15 protein-coding genes are annotated in these 16,432 nt (G+C 41.5%); 8 read left to right on the top strand and 7 right to left on the bottom strand.

Features of this window, described 5'->3' with window-relative positions; translation table 11 throughout:
* Window positions 1-175: 175 nt before the first annotated feature.
* Window positions 176-511 carry a cupin domain-containing protein gene (locus PQO01_RS13215; RefSeq protein ID WP_274314536.1) on the bottom strand — a complete coding sequence of 112 codons (336 nt, stop codon included), beginning with the start codon at window positions 509-511 and terminating at the stop codon, window positions 176-178.
* Window positions 512-779: 268 nt separating this feature from the next.
* On the opposite strand from PQO01_RS13215, the gene frr reads away from it, so the two are divergent.
* From frr to PQO01_RS13195, 4 genes are read left to right on the top strand one after another with little or no spacing between them, the layout of a single operon-like run.
* Entirely contained in the window at window positions 780-1,346 is a 567-nt protein-coding gene (gene frr, locus PQO01_RS13210) for a ribosome recycling factor (RefSeq protein ID WP_274314535.1), read from the top strand.
* Between the two features lie 14 nt (window positions 1,347-1,360).
* The gene (gene cysS / locus PQO01_RS13205; RefSeq protein WP_274314533.1) at window positions 1,361-2,779 is read left to right on the top strand and encodes a cysteine--tRNA ligase; all 1,419 of its coding nucleotides are present in this window, start codon (window positions 1,361-1,363) and stop codon (window positions 2,777-2,779) included.
* Window positions 2,780-2,782: 3 nt separating this feature from the next.
* The gene (gene purD / locus PQO01_RS13200; protein ID WP_274314532.1) at window positions 2,783-4,045 is read left to right on the top strand and encodes a phosphoribosylamine--glycine ligase; all 1,263 of its coding nucleotides are present in this window, start codon (window positions 2,783-2,785) and stop codon (window positions 4,043-4,045) included.
* Between the two features lie 14 nt (window positions 4,046-4,059).
* Window positions 4,060-5,466, top strand: a complete 1,407-nt coding sequence (locus tag PQO01_RS13195) for a sulfatase-like hydrolase/transferase (RefSeq protein WP_274314530.1) — start codon at window positions 4,060-4,062, stop codon at window positions 5,464-5,466.
* A gap of 11 nt (window positions 5,467-5,477) precedes the next feature.
* On the opposite strand, the gene PQO01_RS13190 is transcribed toward PQO01_RS13195, so the two are convergent.
* The 4 genes from PQO01_RS13190 to PQO01_RS13175 all read right to left on the bottom strand — a co-directional run bounded on the left by PQO01_RS13190 (window position 5,478) and on the right by PQO01_RS13175 (window position 9,730).
* On the bottom strand, window positions 5,478-6,017 hold the full coding sequence (locus tag PQO01_RS13190; RefSeq protein WP_274314528.1) for a hypothetical protein: 540 nt from the start codon (window positions 6,015-6,017) through the stop codon (window positions 5,478-5,480).
* Between the two features lie 72 nt (window positions 6,018-6,089).
* Complete coding sequence (locus PQO01_RS13185; protein WP_274314526.1) at window positions 6,090-8,852, bottom strand: DUF349 domain-containing protein; 2,763 nt, start codon at window positions 8,850-8,852, stop codon at window positions 6,090-6,092.
* Between the two features lie 73 nt (window positions 8,853-8,925).
* Complete coding sequence (locus tag PQO01_RS13180; protein WP_274314525.1) at window positions 8,926-9,390, bottom strand: PTS sugar transporter subunit IIA; 465 nt, start codon at window positions 9,388-9,390, stop codon at window positions 8,926-8,928.
* A 1-nt stretch (window position 9,391) separates the two neighbouring features.
* Window positions 9,392-9,730, bottom strand: coding sequence for a C4-type zinc ribbon domain-containing protein (locus tag PQO01_RS13175; protein ID WP_274314524.1), 339 nt, complete (start codon window positions 9,728-9,730; stop codon window positions 9,392-9,394).
* Window positions 9,731-10,017: 287 nt separating this feature from the next.
* On the opposite strand from PQO01_RS13175, the gene PQO01_RS13170 reads away from it, so the two are divergent.
* The 3 genes from PQO01_RS13170 (at window position 10,018) to PQO01_RS13160 (ending at window position 14,455) form a co-directional block, all read left to right on the top strand.
* Window positions 10,018-13,125: a DEAD/DEAH box helicase gene (locus tag PQO01_RS13170; RefSeq protein WP_274314522.1), complete on the top strand. Its 3,108-nt coding sequence runs from the start codon at window positions 10,018-10,020 to the stop codon at window positions 13,123-13,125.
* A 113-nt stretch (window positions 13,126-13,238) separates the two neighbouring features.
* A complete protein-coding gene (locus PQO01_RS13165) occupies window positions 13,239-13,622 on the top strand; it encodes a transposase (protein WP_274313841.1) in 384 nt (127 codons plus the stop codon).
* Window positions 13,619-14,455, top strand: a complete 837-nt coding sequence (locus PQO01_RS13160; protein WP_274313840.1) for an IS3 family transposase — start codon at window positions 13,619-13,621, stop codon at window positions 14,453-14,455. The genes PQO01_RS13165 and PQO01_RS13160 overlap by 4 nt, the downstream gene beginning before the upstream one ends.
* A gap of 154 nt (window positions 14,456-14,609) precedes the next feature.
* Here the strand turns inward: PQO01_RS13160 and infA are convergent, their stop codons facing one another.
* On the bottom strand, window positions 14,610-14,825 hold the full coding sequence (infA, locus tag PQO01_RS13155; protein ID WP_007277379.1) for a translation initiation factor IF-1: 216 nt from the start codon (window positions 14,823-14,825) through the stop codon (window positions 14,610-14,612).
* Between the two features lie 145 nt (window positions 14,826-14,970).
* On the bottom strand, window positions 14,971-15,384 hold the full coding sequence (locus PQO01_RS13150) for a hypothetical protein (RefSeq protein WP_274314521.1): 414 nt from the start codon (window positions 15,382-15,384) through the stop codon (window positions 14,971-14,973).
* 304 nt (window positions 15,385-15,688) lie between these two features.
* Here PQO01_RS13150 and PQO01_RS13145 point away from each other — a divergent pair, with 304 nt between their 5' ends.
* Window positions 15,689-16,405, top strand: a complete 717-nt coding sequence (locus PQO01_RS13145) for a hypothetical protein (protein WP_274314518.1) — start codon at window positions 15,689-15,691, stop codon at window positions 16,403-16,405.
* Window positions 16,406-16,432: the final 27 nt, after the last annotated feature.

Here is a 16,432-nt window from a genome sequence, read left to right as displayed (position 1 = left end):
CGTTTTTCATTTAAATCTTAGTAAATCTACCTAGTTATTCTGACAAGAATAATGCCCTTTACAAGAGCGATAAGTCCTAGAATATGCCCTATTTATGGAATTTTAAAAATACAGCAGTCAAATTTTAACATTTTTTATAACATAAAATATAACTCCGCATTTTTCTGAACTTAATTCACTCCCCTTCTTCTATACCAAAATAGAGAATTTGTAGGCAGGTCAAAGCTTTAATTTGATGAGATTCGCCCGCCTCTACCCAAAACACATCATCACTTTTCACCAAATAATCTTCGCCATCAACCGTAACTTCGGCCTCACCACTTAAAACGTAAAAGACTTCATGCATGTCATGATGCACATGCTCCTCCACTTCTTGACCCGCTTCAAAGAATGCCCGAGAAAAATTCGTTAATGCCGGCATATCACCTTTATGCAAAAATCGTTGACGTTTTACATCACTTTTATGAGCTACATTTTCGAGCTGCAAGTCATTAAAATTACTTATTTTCAAACAAGTCCTCCGCAACATATGAATTTATTTCAATTGGCAAGCCCTACATTAAGGCCTAATAGAGACAAAGCTCTATTTCCCAGCTTCTTTTACCTTCAAAAAAGCACAATAAGAGCTCAGTGCTAGAGATTTCTTTTTTATTCTCTTCAGAAGATTTCATCTTCAGCCTAAAAACTATGACTCGCTATCTTAATTTTCTTATTGAAAATAAGCACTTTTGCAGTCTATTTCTGTGCTTTTATTATTAATTAAATCCAAGGTACATATCATGGCATTTACAGTAGACACAGTTGTTAGTGAAATCACTTCAAAAATGGACAAGGCCATTGCCCACTTCCAATCTCAACTCGACGCTTACAGCACAGGCAAGGCCACTCCTGCACTCGTGCAAGACATTATGGTCGATGCTTACGGCACAAAAATGCGCCTTAAAGAAACTGCTGGTATCAGTACTCCTGACGCTCGTACAATTGCTATCCAGCCTTATGATGCGACTATTCTTCCCGACATCGAGAAAGCCCTTATGATGGCTAATATCGGCATCACTCCCATGAACGATGGTCAACTTATCCGCCTCCCTATTCCTGAACTCACCGAAGATCGTCGTAAAGACATGGTTAAAGACCTCAAGAGCAAAGGCGAAAATCACAAAATCGAGATTCGTAATATTCGTCGTGAAGGTAATGACTACCTCAAAAAAGCTCTTAAAGACAACGAGCTTTCAGAAGATCATCAAAAAGGTCTTATTACTGACATCCAAGATCTCACTAATAAAAAAATTGACACTATCAACGACATGAGTGCTGCCAAAGAAAAGGATTTAATGACCGTATAAGTCATTTCGAAATAATGAGAAAACTTACTTTCCTTAACACCATGTCTCGTGAAGCCGAGCCTTTTACCCCCATCAACGAGGGTGAAGCTCGACTCTACACATGTGGCCCCACAGTCTATAATTATGCTCACATTGGCAATTTCCGTGCCTATGTTTTCGAGGACCTTCTACGTCGCGTCCTCAAGCTCAACGACTACAAAGTGACTCAAGTCATGAACCTCACTGATGTGGATGACAAAACGATTCGCGATTCACAAAAAGCTGGCATGAGCCTCAATGACTTTACTGCCATTTATAAAAAAGCATTTTTTGAAGATTTAAAAAAGCTGAACGTTGAGCCCGCTGAACACTACCCAGCTGCGACTGATCATATTCCTCACATGATCGAAATGATTCAAACTCTTGTCGACAAAGGCTACGCATACTTAGCTGATGACAAATGTGTTTATTACTCCATCGACAAATTTGAGCATTATGGCTGCCTAGCAAAAATTGACCGCGAGAATCAAATGTCTGGCACACGAGTCAAAACAGATGAATACGAAAAAGAATCTGTCTCAGACTTTGCCCTTTGGAAAGCTTGGGATGAAGCTGATGGCGACGTAAAATGGGAAAGCCCTTGGGGCCTCGGTCGTCCTGGCTGGCATATTGAATGTTCCGCTATGGCCAAAGCCACTCTTGGAGATCATTTCGACATGCACACTGGTGGTGTCGATAACATGTTCCCACACCACGAAGATGAAATTGCACAAAGTGAAGCAGCTAACGGCTGTAAATTTGTCAATTACTGGATGCACTGTGCTCACCTTCGTATCAACAATGCCAAAATGTCCAAATCTCTTGGCAATTTCTACACCCTTCCACAGCTTATCGAAAAAGGTTGGAGCGGCGAAGAAATCCGCTACATGCTCATTAGTACGCACTACCGTGCAAGCCTAAATTTCCTTGTCGAAACTGGTGCCGAAAAATCCGAGAGCTTAAGTAATGCGAGAGCCGCAATTAGTCGCCTGCAGAACTTCATTGAACGTATCCAGGATAAAACTGATGGCGAACTCAGTTCAGAACTATCTGAACTCTGCGCAAAAGCTCAAGATGATTTCCTCGACGCACTCAATGATGACCTCAATATCTCTGGTGCTCTGGGCAAAATGTTTGACTTCATTCGCGAAGGCAACCGCATACTCGACTCCAACGAAACGGTTAATCACGACGCATTAATCAACACACTCAAATATTTCAACCGCATACTCGATGTCATGAATTTCGATCTTGGCAATGATGTTCCCGCAGAGATTTTAGCTCTTGCCGAAGAACGCCAACAAGCACGTGCCGACAAAAACTGGGGCCGCTCCGACGAGATACGCGATCAATTAAAAGCTCAAGGCTGGGTCATAGAAGACACTCCCGCTGGGCCAAAAGTTAAAAAAGGATAATTCATGAAAGTTTTAGTAATTGGCGGCGGTGGTCGCGAGCACGCTATTGCGTGGAAAATGACTCAAGATCCAGAAGTCAGCAAAGTTTATTGCGCTCCTGGCAACCCCGGCATGAAAGGTATTGAATGCATTAATATCTCAGATCACCACGAACTTGCGGACTTCGCAAAAGAAAATGATATTGCTCTCACAATGGTGGGTCCAGAAGTCCCCCTCTGCGAAGGCATCGTCAATATTTTCCGCGATAAAGGCCTCGACGTTTTTGGCCCAGATAAAGATGCAGCTCAACTCGAAGGCTCAAAAACTTATGCCAACATCTTTATGGATAAGTACGAGATCCCTACAGCTGCGAGCGGTACTTTCGACAATGAAGCCGATGCTTTGACTTACCTCGAAAAACAAGGTGCTCCTATTGTCATTAAAGCTGATGGCCTTGCTGCTGGTAAAGGCGTTACTGTTGCCGACACCATGGATCAAGCGGTAGCCGCTGTAAAAGATTGCTTTGATGGCGCTTTTGGTTCTGCTGGTGCTCGTGTCGTTATCGAAGAATGCCTCATTGGTGAAGAAGCTTCAATTTTTGCTTTCCTCGATGGCGAAACAATTAAATTTGTCGCTTCCGCTCAAGATCACAAACGCGCTTACGAAGGTGACAAAGGACCAAACACTGGTGGCATGGGCACTTACTCTCCCGCTCCAGTTGTTGATGCTGACATGGAACAATACATCAAGGACGAGATCCTTACTAAATTCCTCAAAGGTGTACAAGCAGAAGGACTCGACTTCCGCGGCATCGTTTTTATTGGTCTCATGATTGACGAAGAGGGCCCCAAGGTTCTCGAATTCAATGTTCGCTTTGGTGACCCCGAGACACAATCTGTTCTCATCCGCATGGAAAGCAGCCTCGCTGATGCCCTACTCAAAACAGCTCAAGGCAAACTCGCCGAAGTTGATATGAAGTTCTCTGATGACCAAGCTCTTTGCGTGGTTATGGCTTCTGGTGGCTACCCTGCCTCCTATGAAAAAGGGCACGAAATCACTGGTATTGAAGCTGCCGAAGAAAATGGCGCCATTGTTTTCCACGCTGGTACTTCTATGCAAGATGGCAAGCTCGTTAACACTGGTGGTCGTGTACTTGGCATAACTGCTCGTGCTGCCGACATTGTCACGGCTCGTGAAAAAGCTTATGAAGCTACAAAGAAAATCAACTGGAAAGATGCTTTCTACCGCAATGATATTGCCTGGCGTGCACTCGAACGCCTAAAGTAAAAGGATAGAAACCAATGCAAAAAATCACCTTTGCGTTCATCGCAATCTTTTGTTTTGGTTTTTTCCAATCAGCTCGGGGACAAGAGCCCCGAGCTATTATTTTATTTAGCGTAGAAAATTTTGGCCCCGGTGACCTTGATCAAAACCGCCTTCTGCTCCCCAACCTTAAGCAACTCAAAGAGCAATCGGCCCGCTATAATTCTTTCTACTCGAGTTCGTCACAAAGATCAACGGCCGCACTCTCGATTTACACTGGCCAAGATAGCGGTCAACTGCCTCTAAGATATAAAGGCGAAAGCTCCACTGCTTTGGCGGAAAACACTCCCCTCTTAACAAGCGAACTCCGCAAACTAGGCTACCAAACTAGCTTTATTGGTACTTGGCCCTACGGCGACGACGCGAATTATTCTCCTACTAAAATGGGCTTTGAATTTTTCAGTGGTCAGATCAACCCCGACAGCACTCAGGATCAACGTTTCCCAAAATCATTATTGATGGCCAACGAGCTTATTGAAATCGATAATCCCGACATCCCTCAGCACCACACTTTTGCTCCCGGTACAGAAATTGATAATCCTCAATCGTACAAAAAATTTCGTGGTACAAGCTACGCACCAAAAATCCTACAAGAAGCCACCATTGATTTTATCAAACAAAAAGTCCTCGACAAAAATAAATTTTTCATGCACTACGCACACAGTGGCCTACAGCCAGGACTTAATGCCCAGAAAGAAGACTATGAAAGTTTTCTTGGAAAAATCCCCGACATCCCCTACTCTGGTCAAAAAGGTTTCTTACCCCTCTACGCTCCACGCGCTAATCAGCTAGCACTTCTGCAAGAAATTGATCGTCACCTAGGAGAGATAATTGACTTACTGAAAAAGGAAAAGCTTTTTGAAGAAACGCTCTTTATTTTCACTTCTCTCAACGCTGCCTCCGATGCTGGCGGACGAGATTTATCATTCTTTAATTCCCTGCAAGACCGCAAAGGTATGCGTGGAACCTATTATGAAGGTGGCTTGATCGTCCCCTTCCTAGCTCATTGGCCGAAAATATTAACCCCCGGAAGTAGTAACGAAGATCTCTGTACTCAAACGAGTATTTATACGAGCATCCTCTCCGTCGCCAAAAAGGAGAATAAACCTTTATTCCTCCCCAAGAATGAACTCTACTGGGAAGATCAAGCTTATCGTGCCATACGCAAAGATTCTCTAAAGCTCATCCAAAAGCAATCCTTGCTCACACCCGCATCGATTCAACTATTTGATCTAAGTACAGATCCCAAGGAAGAAAAGAATATCGCAGAAGAAAAAGCCGAAGAACTTAAAGCCTTATTACAGGCTGCCGATGCTCGCCATATCGTACACCCCACTTCACCCTCTTTATTCGACCCTAAAGTCGAAACTCCCCCGGCAGAATAAAACTTATTCAACTATAGATAAGAAGACAATAAAGCTTCACAATTAGAGGCATGAGTCATGGCGATTAGATGTCCTCCATCTAAAATCTTATGTGCTTCATTTGGGCAAGAAATCACCAAATCTTTTGCGCCATGAATTCTAAGTAGTTTTTTAGAATTCCCTAAATAGCCCTTCCAAGTTGGAATCAATTGGCACATCATTTTGATAAACTGGGGATCACTCTCAGAAAACATTTTTAATAGAGTCACATCATACTTACCCGTCAGTAATTGAATGATTTTGATCGGAGCGTAATCGCTCAGCACACTCAGTTTTAACAAGAAGCTATTGACTTCCGTCACATCAATCGCACTTCCCAGTAAAACCACTTTTGGGTTATTAAGGATCTTATCAATTTCTATAGCTACAATGCCACCTAGGGATGATCCCCCAACGATATCATCTGGACCTATATCATAGTACTCAATAATTTTTTCAGCTACTGCCCTTAAACTGCTCTCACCATTAAATTCGGGCCAATCCAAAAACGATAAGAGCTCGATTGATTCCAAGCTCCATACATTTTTCTATTGGCGCCCATTCCCGGTAAGAAATAGACCATTTTTATCCAGTCTAAGTAGGACTTATGCTTTAGCTTTTGCGGCTTCCGCAAAAACTTCTACCGCTTTCACAAAGCGTTCAGCGTACTTAACTTGATTTTCTTCCTGTTCAGCTTGGAGCTCAACAAAAACTCGCAGACTATACGTCCATAAAAGCTGCTTGGCTCTTTTGGAGTTCACGGGTGGTAACTTTTCTTCATCATTAGTACTTGCGGTCATCGCAAAAGCTAAGCCTTTGATCGCATTCTTTAAATCAAATTCAGCTTCGTCTTCATACTGAACGGGCTGACGAGAAAGTTTTTCCATTTCTTGACAAGCGCGATTAATGCGATTCACTCGCTTATCGGCAGGGCTAAATTCTTTGAGATCGACGGAGTATTCACTTGTACCGGCAATTAAATCTTTGAGCAAGCCAATATATTTATCGTCTGCCTCATCGTATTTTTCACCTTTGTACTCAGCCAATTTTTCGTCAATCATGGCGTAGAGCTTATCGTCTTCTTTGCGGTGACCACGATTTAAATCCGATAAGGAAGTACGCGTAAAGTGGACAAATGATTCCGCTGAACGAACACCTTCTTTTTCTTGGAGCTGAGCTGCCAATTCAAAGGCTTGATCGACAAAAGCCTTACGTTCTGCATCAGCTTTATCCAAGCCTTCATGCAAACGGTTTTTCTGAGCGTTGACCACTTCAAAAACGGCATTGCAAGAAGTATTAAACTTATCCCATAAGGCTTTCTCTGCTTTATAACCTGCGAAGCCAATTTCTTTCCATTTAGAACGCAAATCTAACACTGTTTGACGAGCATTAGTCGCCTTATCCAAGTTTTCAGCGAGCTGACTTACTTGATCAAGGAGTTGTTTTTTAGCTTCTTCAGCTTTTTCCATAACTTTGTGTGCTTCATCGTAAAAAGCTTGGCTTTTGCCATTGAATTCTTCCCATACCTGATCAGCGACTTCACGACGCACTGGACCAGACTCTTTCCAACGCCTCTGCAGCTCTTTAACTTTTTTCATGGTCTCACTCATATTCGACCATTCTTTAAGCGTTTCATTGAGCTCTGCAATCAAAGATTTTTTCACTTCTAAGTTGGCATCACGCCGCTTATCTTCTTCTTCATTGAATTCTTTCCATTTTGCGAAAGTTGCATCCGCTAAAGTTTCGAACTCAGTTTTAATCTTTTCAAAGCGACTCTTTGGGAGCGGACGTAGGGCCTGCCATTGTTGACGGAAATCTTTTAATTTATTGAAGAGCTTACCATCTGCAGGAAGACTCAACCATTCACGTGCTTGATCGAATAAATCCTCGACCTTGCTCTCATTATCCATTTCTAGGAAAGCATCGCCTTCATGTGACTCTTCGACGAGTTTGTAGTACTTATCCTCGGCTTTTCTCAAAGCATCAGAAATTTTTCTTTTATCACTTAAGTTCTTACTTAAATCCAAAACTTCTTTACGCGCTGACTTAACCCTATCTGTGTTCGACTTGGAAGCCTCTTCGCATTCTTCAATGCGTTTAATCAGCTCATCAATACGAGCACGTTGCTGAGTTTCAGCTTCGGCTGCTTGATCACAAAAACTTTGATAATCATTTAAAACTTTGTTGTAGCTCTCAGTGGCTTCATGGCTTGCGTAGGCCGCAATCTTTTTCCACTCTTCCTTCATGTGATGCAATTTTGAAGGTAAGATCTTTTTATTTTCATACCAATCTTTCAATTTGCCCATCACATCTTCAATTTTTTCGCCAGCTTTTTCTTTGTCTTCTTCGGCTTGAGCTAGTTTTTGCAAAGCTTTTTTGACCTGTTTACAAGCATCATTCCATTTGTGCTGCCATTCTTTTGCGAGCTCAGCATCATCTAAATCAGCTAATGCCTTCCACTCTTCTTGTAGCGCATCTAAAGCCTCAAAATCAGCAACTTCGTCTTCTGACAATTTATTGTACAGGGCCTCGCGCTGAGCTACTGCAGCTTGCTGAGTTTTTTCTTGCTCTAACTTTACTGCATTCTCTTGACGCCAGGCCTCCAAGCCTTCGGAGCAAACTTGATGGTACTTACGGTATTGCTCACATAAATCTTCATCTGTAATAGTTAAGGCTTCCCAACTCTTACAGGCTTTAGAAAACTCATCCTCTAAATCAGCCCATTTCCCCAACATCTCCATAGCGTGTAAAGACTTGATGATATTTTTTGCTTTATGTGAGTTATGATCAAAGTTGTCTTTCTCAATTTCTTTTTTCTCGGGAAACTTTTCGCGCAAATGACGCTTGGCGTAATTTCGAACATTGCCAATCAAAGCATGTTGAGCCACGTATTCGAGCTCGAGTTTAGCTTCCAATCGTTCTACCGCTAAACGGCCTAGCTTAGCGCTATCCACACAGGCCGCATGTTTTATATGATCTTGATCAGAAATTAGTGCGAGTGATTTTTCAGCCCATACTTCTCCGTGACACGCACGAATGAGTTTGAGTCTTTCTTTATCTGTCAAAGATTGCAAGAAATTCTCCTCACAATCACTCTCACGCCCTTTGATAAGATCTTCAAGAATCAAGTCTTTGAGTCTTTGCTTTGCAATCGCTTTAGCCGTATCTGTCGATTTTTCCGCTATAGTTTTTAAGCATTCTTTATCTTTGTATGAATTTATGGCATTGCGAACGGCAATTTCATCTTCTTCTTTTTCTAAACTCTCTAGAATAAATTCCACATCCGACATTTTTTCAGCCACGGAGTGATGTGAATGACCCGGTGTAATCACACTTTCTTTCTTACGTAAAAAATCAAAAATACCCATAAACAAACCCTGTATATAGAATAAAAAAATCCGCCCTAAAATACTTTAGGCCGGAATAAATAAATATTAAAAGCTACTTCTTTGCGCGCGCTTTATATGAACAAAGATACTTAGCTGCTGCCGCAGGAGTTTTACTTCCCAAGAGCTTTTCAACTTTCTTGGGGTAACGTACAAAACTCGCCAAGTGCTGGAGCAAAGGCATGTGCGCGACTGGCGCAAAAGAAGGAATCGAAATTAAGAAAATGATCGAAACTTCATCTCCTTCTTCATTAAATTTTATTGGCTCATCTAAAACGCCAACGGCTAGACCTAAACGGGTCACGTCGCGAGAGCGTGCGTGAGGCACTGCTACACCACCACCAATGGCAGTGGTAATTTGAGCTTCGCGCTTGAGAACGCGATTATTGAATGTTTCAGCATCCGTTACAATGCCACTATCAACGAGTGGTTGCATCGTTTCGCGAATCGCTTCTTTATAGCAAGTCGTACTAATATTGATAACGCAATGACCTGCGGGGAGGAGTCGTGTTAAATCCATTTTAGTTTTCCCAATTATATGCGCTTAAATACAAATAAACCTGGCAGCTTGGGCATACGGGTTCTTCTTTACCCGAATTCATGCGATTGAGGGTCCCTTGAGGAATTACCATATTGCAGGCTCTACAACGACCATCGACTTCTTTAGTGATACCCACACCATTTCTTCTAAAACGATCAAAGTGTTTTAAAGTACGCTCGGGCACATCACTTTTTAGAGCGTCAATTTTCTCAGACAATTCCTGAGCTTCTTTTTCTTCTCCATGCAAGGCTTGACTCTCTTTGAGAACCAATTCAAGTTCTTGTATTTTTAAAAGTGTTGTATATGGACCACGGGTCATAAGTTATTCTCTGTTGATCTAGTTAAAATTATATTAAGTTCAATGTAGGCACTCCCCTAAAAATCTCAAGTATTTTAAGTACAAAGCAATGATTTTAACTGATTTTTAGCCTGCAATTTATTTTTCCTTTATCTATCTTGCTCTCCTAGAAGATTTTAGCATCCATAAAGAAGAGTTCCAAATCCTCTCTAACAAGCTTTTTTTTCCATTTTTCATCTATAAAGCTTGGAAATCCCCCACTTTTCAGTGTCCTATAGGATTCTAATTTTAAATCAACACAATTTCTCATGGCTTCTGACTCCCCTGCAAACAACGATCTCCCATGGGCCGATGACTGGCCCGGCATTCAAGGTTTTTCATCTTCTTTCCCCCGCTCATTTCCCTCCATGATCAGAAGATTGGGCCCCGCAGCGCTAAAAATCACCCTCTTCAAAGCCGAAGCTAAAATGATCTCACTCACGATTGCTGGACGTTATGTTTGTCGCTGGTCGTGGATCGATAAAAAATGGCAACAATCCTGCACCTGTCAGCCTGGAAAATCTTTCTGTTTGCATTCATACATCCTCGTTAATCAAGTCGATAAATTGCTCGGTAAAAAATTTGCAGTCCCTGACTTCCGTAAAAAAACTCCCGTCTTGCCTAAGGCAGCACAAAATCGCTACCAAGCTCCTTTACCAAAAAACAATTCGGCACGTCCCACCGCCCCTGTAGCTAAAAAGTTTGAAAAATGGAAACTTACTGTAGAAATAGAAAGAAATTATAGTGACTCTCAAGCCGCTATCCGTTTCTACCAAGACTTCTCTAATGATCGCCAACTCTGCGTCATGCAAAACCTCTACAATTTCTCAGCTCAATGTTATAATAAACGTGGCATTGCTACAGAAATGGAGCCTCTAGATGCTCGCTTTTTAGCTTGGCTCTTTAATCAAGTTAAACCCTATCACATCTACCGCAGCCAAGAAAAACTGCTCAAGATCACGCGTAAAAAACTCGATGAATGGCTCGATACTTGGAAAGAGCACCCAGGGCGTTTTATTGATCGCCTCACTGGTGATGCCGTTTTAAGCCATTGTGAATTTCGTGCCTTTATTGAACCCGAGATCAACGACAAAAAAGTCCGCCTTCACTGCCTTATTGGCCCTAATCGCGAACAAGCCAGAGCTTTTCATCATTACGTCGGTAAGTTCAAAGATCGCGAAACCCTTGCACTCGGTGCAGGCAACATCCCCTTTCAATGCCCTGTCCCCATGAAGGTTCTTCTGCATTGCTTTAAAAGTTCAAAAGTCCCCACCATCCCCTTGGATCAAGCCTGTAAGTTCCTACCTGAATTACTCCAAGGGCACACCGAAGTTTTATCCGGTGATTTTGTCAGTCAAGAAGGACAAAAGGAAGCCCCTCTCAAAGCTCGTCTTGAGCAGCAGCGCATCATTGTTTCCCAAGAAATTAGTGGCAGTAATCTGCAAATAAAAAATTCTAAGTTCATTGTCAAAGGCAAATTGCCCAACAAACAATTCCCAGAACTCAAAACTAAGCTTAATGGCGAAGCCATAAATGCCGACGAATTTGCTATTACCCTCAACCAAAACAAGCTCGAGCAATTCCTTGAATTTTGGCCACTCTCAGGAACTCTTGATAAACAGCTCCAAAAACTTCAAGAACCACAAAGCATTCACAAACAATTTTCAATCATCGATAATAGCGATGGTAGCCAAAGACTAGAAGTTCACTGGAGTATTTCAGGACAAAGTATTAGCTCACGCGACTTAGAACAAGCGAGCCATAGCTCTGGAAGTTTTTTCCGTAGCTCTAATGGCGATTGGTTCAACTTAGACAAAGAACATCTCAACTCACATACTCAACTCTTGGAAGAATACGGTATATCTCCTGCCGGCAGCCCTCGCATTCACCCACTCAATATCGCTCGCTTACCCCTTGATGACTTACCCGTAAGTCCCAACTCAAAAGATGCTTTACAAAGCATTATCCAAAGATACCAAAGCCATGAAGCGCCTCCCGCAAAAGTCAATTGCGAACTGCGCAATTACCAGCTCGAAGGCTACCAGTTCTTAAGCTCTCTAGCTCAAAGTCAATGCGGCGCTTTATTAGCGGATGACATGGGCTTGGGTAAAACTGTACAAACTCTAGCTAGCATGAGTCACTCACAAGCCGCTAATTTAATCGTCTGTCCTTCATCATTACTCGATAACTGGCAAAAAGAAGCTCAGAAATTTACGCCTCATCTCGACACACATATTATTCGAGGCAATTTAGATAAACGCTCCGAGATCTACGATAATTTCGACCAGAAAAAAGGTCTCTTTATCATTTCTTACTCATTAGTTCGCAATGATTTGAACACCCTAAAGAAACTCAAATTTGAGCATATTGTACTCGATGAAGCCCAGCAGATTAAAAATTCTGATTCACAAGTTTCTCGTGCCGTTCGACAACTCAAATCTAAACGACGTTTTGCCCTCAGTGGTACCCCCATTGAAAATTCGGCCGATGACCTCTGGTCTATTATGGAATTCCTCAACCCGGGCCTCAATGGCTCAAAAGAAGATTTCCGACTCCTCTGCCAAGGCGACTCAGCCTCTCTCGTCATCAAACGCCTCAAGCCCTTCATGTTGCGCCGCACCAAGAAAATGGCGGCTCCGGAATTACCACCTAAAACTTTTATCCCTCTCGACATTCCTATGTCAGATGTTCAAGTCGACCTTTATCAAAGAGAAATGCGTCAGGCTCGTCAGTCACTCAAAGCGGGCAATGCCATGAATGTACTCGCTTCTCTAACTCGATTACGTCAATTATCCTGTCATTCGGCATTTGGCTCCCCCGAAGAATACAAACCAGATCCCGAGCTTCCCCTAGTGCAACGCTCACCTAAAGCCGCGGCCTTTATTGAAAAAGCCAAGGATCTCATGGCCGAAGGGCATAGTTGCCTATTCTTCTCACAATTTACTGGCATCCTCAAAGAGATCGAAAAAGAATTGCACCAAGAAAAGATCAAAACACACATGATCACTGGTGAAACCGCTAGCCAAAAACGCTCAAAAATTGTTGATGATTTTACCGAGAGTCCCGAACCATCTGTGTTCTTACTCTCACTCAAAGCTGCTGGCACGGGCCTTAACCTCACACGAGCCTCTTATGTCTTCATTTTTGACCCTTGGTGGAACCCTGCCGCAGAGAACCAAGCTATTGACCGAAGCCATCGTATTGGCCAAGACAACCCAGTGATCATCTATCGCATGATTAGTACTGACTCTGTTGAAGAAAAGGTAGCCGCACTACAGGCTGAAAAGCAGAAGCTCTTTGACGAAATTATTGAACAAGATGAGTTCAAATCTAGTAGTAAATTGCAGATGAGTGACTTAGCTAGCTTACTCAATTAGATTTTGCTCTCAGTGGTCAGAGGTCAGTCGTCAGTGGTCAGTGGTCAGTGGTCAGTGGTCAGTGTCTTGTGTCTTGTCCTGATATAGGTTGTCATCTAAATCAGGAACAACCCATGAAAGATACAATAAGATATAGTGAATCATTTAAACAAAAAGTGGTAAACGAAATCTCCAAAGGTAAATTTATAAGCTGTGGAGAAGCTAGCCAAGCTTATGGGATATCAGGCTCTTGTACAGTAAGAGGCTGGGTCAAAAAGTATGGTAGAACAGACTTATTACCAAAGGTGATTAAAGTGGAATCAGAAAATGATATTGATGAAATTAAAGCTCTTAAAAAGCATATTGCTGAGTTAGAGAAAACAGTAACTGAACTAGCTATAAGTGATGTTATGAATAAAGCTTACTTTGATATAGCGTGTGATAAGTTCGGTGTGTCAGATAAAGTCGCATTCAAAAAAAAAGTCGATGCGAAGCTGTCTGGAGAGTCAGAGAAATGAACAAATCTTTCACTGTTAAGCAACTCTGTGAGTATTTAAAAATGAGTCGGCAAAACTTCTATAAACATAGATCAATTAGCACTAAAAAAGAAGTGGATCAAAAGCTTATAGTCGAACTGATCAAAGAACAACGCTGCATCCAGTCAGAGCTCGGAGTTCGAAAGCTACATCATATATTAGCGGATGACTTCAAAGAGAATTCTATAAAAGTAGGACGAGATCGCTTGTTCGATATAGCTCGTGAAGAGCGACTATTAATCAAAAGAAAGAAGAAGTACTGTCGCACAACCGATTCTAGGCATTGTTTTAAAGTTTATAGAAACCTCATCAAAGATATGAATTTAACATCTCCTAACCAGGTTTGGGTATGCGATATCACCTATATTAGAGTAGTAAAAAGCTTTGTTTATTTAGCATTGATTACTGATGCATACTCTAGAAAAATCATTGCTTATAATGTGGGAGAGAACTTAGAAGCTGTTGGATGTATCAAGGCGTTGAAAATGGCTTTAAAAGATCTACCTAAAGGTTCTCACCCGATCCATCACTCTGACAGGGGGTCGCAGTATTGTTGTTATGACTATGTCGATATTCTAAAAAAGAAAAACCTTCTGATTAGTATGACAGAAGAAAATCATTGTTATGAAAACTCAAAAGCTGAAAGGGTTAATGGGATCCTAAAATATGAGTACCATTTGAGAAATACATTCAATGATCTAAAGAGCGCAAAAACAGCTATTAAACAAGCTATCTATTTGTATAATAATTGCCGTCCACACATCGCTTTGGGTTACTCATTCCCAAGTACTGTTCACGACAGACAATGTGCATAACAAAACAACAAATTGTGACAACTATTTTTCAGGACTTGACAACTGTTTCCTCTTTGCTCTTTCCTCTTTCCTCTTTCCTCTTTCCTAAAGCAAACACCCCCAACGCAAAAAAGACCAGAGAATATCTGGTCTTTAAAAAATCTACAACAGGAGATTATTTTTTACGGAAAACGATACGAGCCTTAGTCAAATCGTAAGGCGACATCTCAATAGATACTGTATCGCCAGCAAGAATACGGATATTAAACATTCTCATCTTACCTTTTACGTGGGCAGTAACTTGGTGACCACCTTCTAGCTCTACTCTATATAGGCCATTGGAAAGTAATTCTTTCACTACGCCGTCTGCTTTAATCGTCTCTTCAGACACTAAGTATCTCCTGTAAATTCTAATTTTAGTTCGAGGCCTAAGCCTTTAAAGGCCAGTAAAGTAACGCAATACGAAAATTTTGCGAGTTTTCTCTTTCACTTTTATTACTGAAACTCAAGTTTTTAGAAAAATTATGCTCTAGATTCTACTCATCATCTTTCGGTTTATATCCACCGCGCTTCATTGAACCAAAAGATTGGCGCACACGATTCACTTCATTTTTGAATTCTTCATCGACTTTTTTCCACGTTCGAAAACTTAAAGTAGATACGTAGGCTTTATCACAAGCCATGCGCTGTGAACAACCCATCTTTAAATACTTGAGTACCAATTCTTTTTTGTTTTCTTTTTTACGTGCATCATCATCTCCCACTACCAAAGCTTTATACTTTGTGTTAAACACGGGGTCCGTCTGACGCCAGCTACGGATTTTCACTAAATCAACACCAACAACTTTCGATGCTAAAGTTTTGTCGCGAGTTCGACGTAGCTCGTCTAAAAATTTTAATTTTTGTCGCTCAGATGTCTTATCCTTACCACGACCTTTTTGCTTATCCATGATTTTAACCTCAATGCTTTTAATCATTTTTCTCTAAAAGCTTTGAAGATAAAGCTAGAGCATTTTCCGCACTTTATCACCCTCTCAGATTTTTTCCATAAAGGATCTGATGTGACTATATCACGCTATGTACAAGAATTTGATTACAAGTAAATGATTCACACCGACCCTTATTGATAATGAATTATCAATAATATTCAAAAAATGATTTGCCTTATGATGGAACGTACGTAATGTTAAGCTTATTGATAATGAGTTATCAATATCAATAGTAACTAACTCTATATACAAAAAAGGTAATAACATGAAAAAGAAATTAAAAAACAACTTTACTCTCGTAGAGATTGCTGTCGTACTCGTCGTACTTGTCGCCTTAGCTGGACTAGTAGTTCCCAAAGCTCTTGGTTATGCTCAACGCTCACATGGCACAACAGGCGCTGCTAACATGGCACAACTTGAATCTAATATAAACAGATATGAAGCCGAGAACTTTGCTTTTCCAGACCGCTGGGACAGCTTAATTGACGAAGCTGATGCTATAGTTCCTGGTGGCGACACTCCGTTCAACCCTGTCGCAGCATCTACTATTGATGCCGAACTTGTTGATAAGCTTGCTGACGTAGGCATTACAACTGTATATGATTTTGTGGCTGCTCAGGGCTATTCCACATTTGGCGGTGCACAAACTGCAGAACCGATTGTTGGTGCATCTGTTCTTGCCCAAGTAGACACTGGTGCCGTCAGCATCTCAGCTATCTTGGGTAATAATTGGAACGATGCTGATACTTATGTAGCTTTTGGCATTGGCGAAAACCTCTCTGCTATTGGCAAAACTATGGTATCAGCTCCTTACGACTTCCCTGAAGGTGCTGAAAAACCAGAAGATAACTACAGAAGATTTATCGCAATCTTTAATGTTAGTGGTGAAAAAGCTAAGCTAGCTGGTGTCGTTGCCAATGATGATGGCAATATCACTAATATTCAAGATCACATCAACGAGTACTACGAAGCTACTGAGTAATTTCCTTTAGTTTGATTTAGAACAAGA

The sequence above is a fragment of the Lentisphaera marina genome (assembly GCF_028745505.1).
Taxonomy (GTDB): domain Bacteria; phylum Verrucomicrobiota; class Lentisphaeria; order Lentisphaerales; family Lentisphaeraceae; genus Lentisphaera; species Lentisphaera marina.
Note: the sequence above shows the minus strand (reverse complement) of the source record. Positions and strands in the feature narration are given on the sequence as shown.

Excerpts from the sequence above, each read along its gene's own strand:
- frr (WP_274314535.1), top strand. The coding sequence starts at position 780 with ATGGCATTTACAGTAGACACAGTTGTTAGTGAAATCACTTCAAAAATG.
- cysS (WP_274314533.1), top strand. The coding sequence starts at position 1,361 with ATGAGAAAACTTACTTTCCTTAACACCATGTCTCGTGAAGCCGAGCCT.
- purD (WP_274314532.1), top strand. The coding sequence starts at position 2,783 with ATGAAAGTTTTAGTAATTGGCGGCGGTGGTCGCGAGCACGCTATTGCG.
- PQO01_RS13195 (WP_274314530.1), top strand. The coding sequence starts at position 4,060 with ATGCAAAAAATCACCTTTGCGTTCATCGCAATCTTTTGTTTTGGTTTT.
- PQO01_RS13185 (WP_274314526.1), bottom strand. The coding sequence starts at position 8,852 with ATGGGTATTTTTGATTTTTTACGTAAGAAAGAAAGTGTGATTACACCG.
- PQO01_RS13180 (WP_274314525.1), bottom strand. The coding sequence starts at position 9,390 with ATGGATTTAACACGACTCCTCCCCGCAGGTCATTGCGTTATCAATATT.
- PQO01_RS13175 (WP_274314524.1), bottom strand. The coding sequence starts at position 9,730 with ATGACCCGTGGTCCATATACAACACTTTTAAAAATACAAGAACTTGAA.
- PQO01_RS13170 (WP_274314522.1), top strand. The coding sequence starts at position 10,018 with ATGGCTTCTGACTCCCCTGCAAACAACGATCTCCCATGGGCCGATGAC.
- PQO01_RS13165 (WP_274313841.1), top strand. The coding sequence starts at position 13,239 with ATGAAAGATACAATAAGATATAGTGAATCATTTAAACAAAAAGTGGTA.
- PQO01_RS13160 (WP_274313840.1), top strand. The coding sequence starts at position 13,619 with ATGAACAAATCTTTCACTGTTAAGCAACTCTGTGAGTATTTAAAAATG.
- PQO01_RS13150 (WP_274314521.1), bottom strand. The coding sequence starts at position 15,384 with ATGGATAAGCAAAAAGGTCGTGGTAAGGATAAGACATCTGAGCGACAA.
- PQO01_RS13145 (WP_274314518.1), top strand. The coding sequence starts at position 15,689 with ATGAAAAAGAAATTAAAAAACAACTTTACTCTCGTAGAGATTGCTGTC.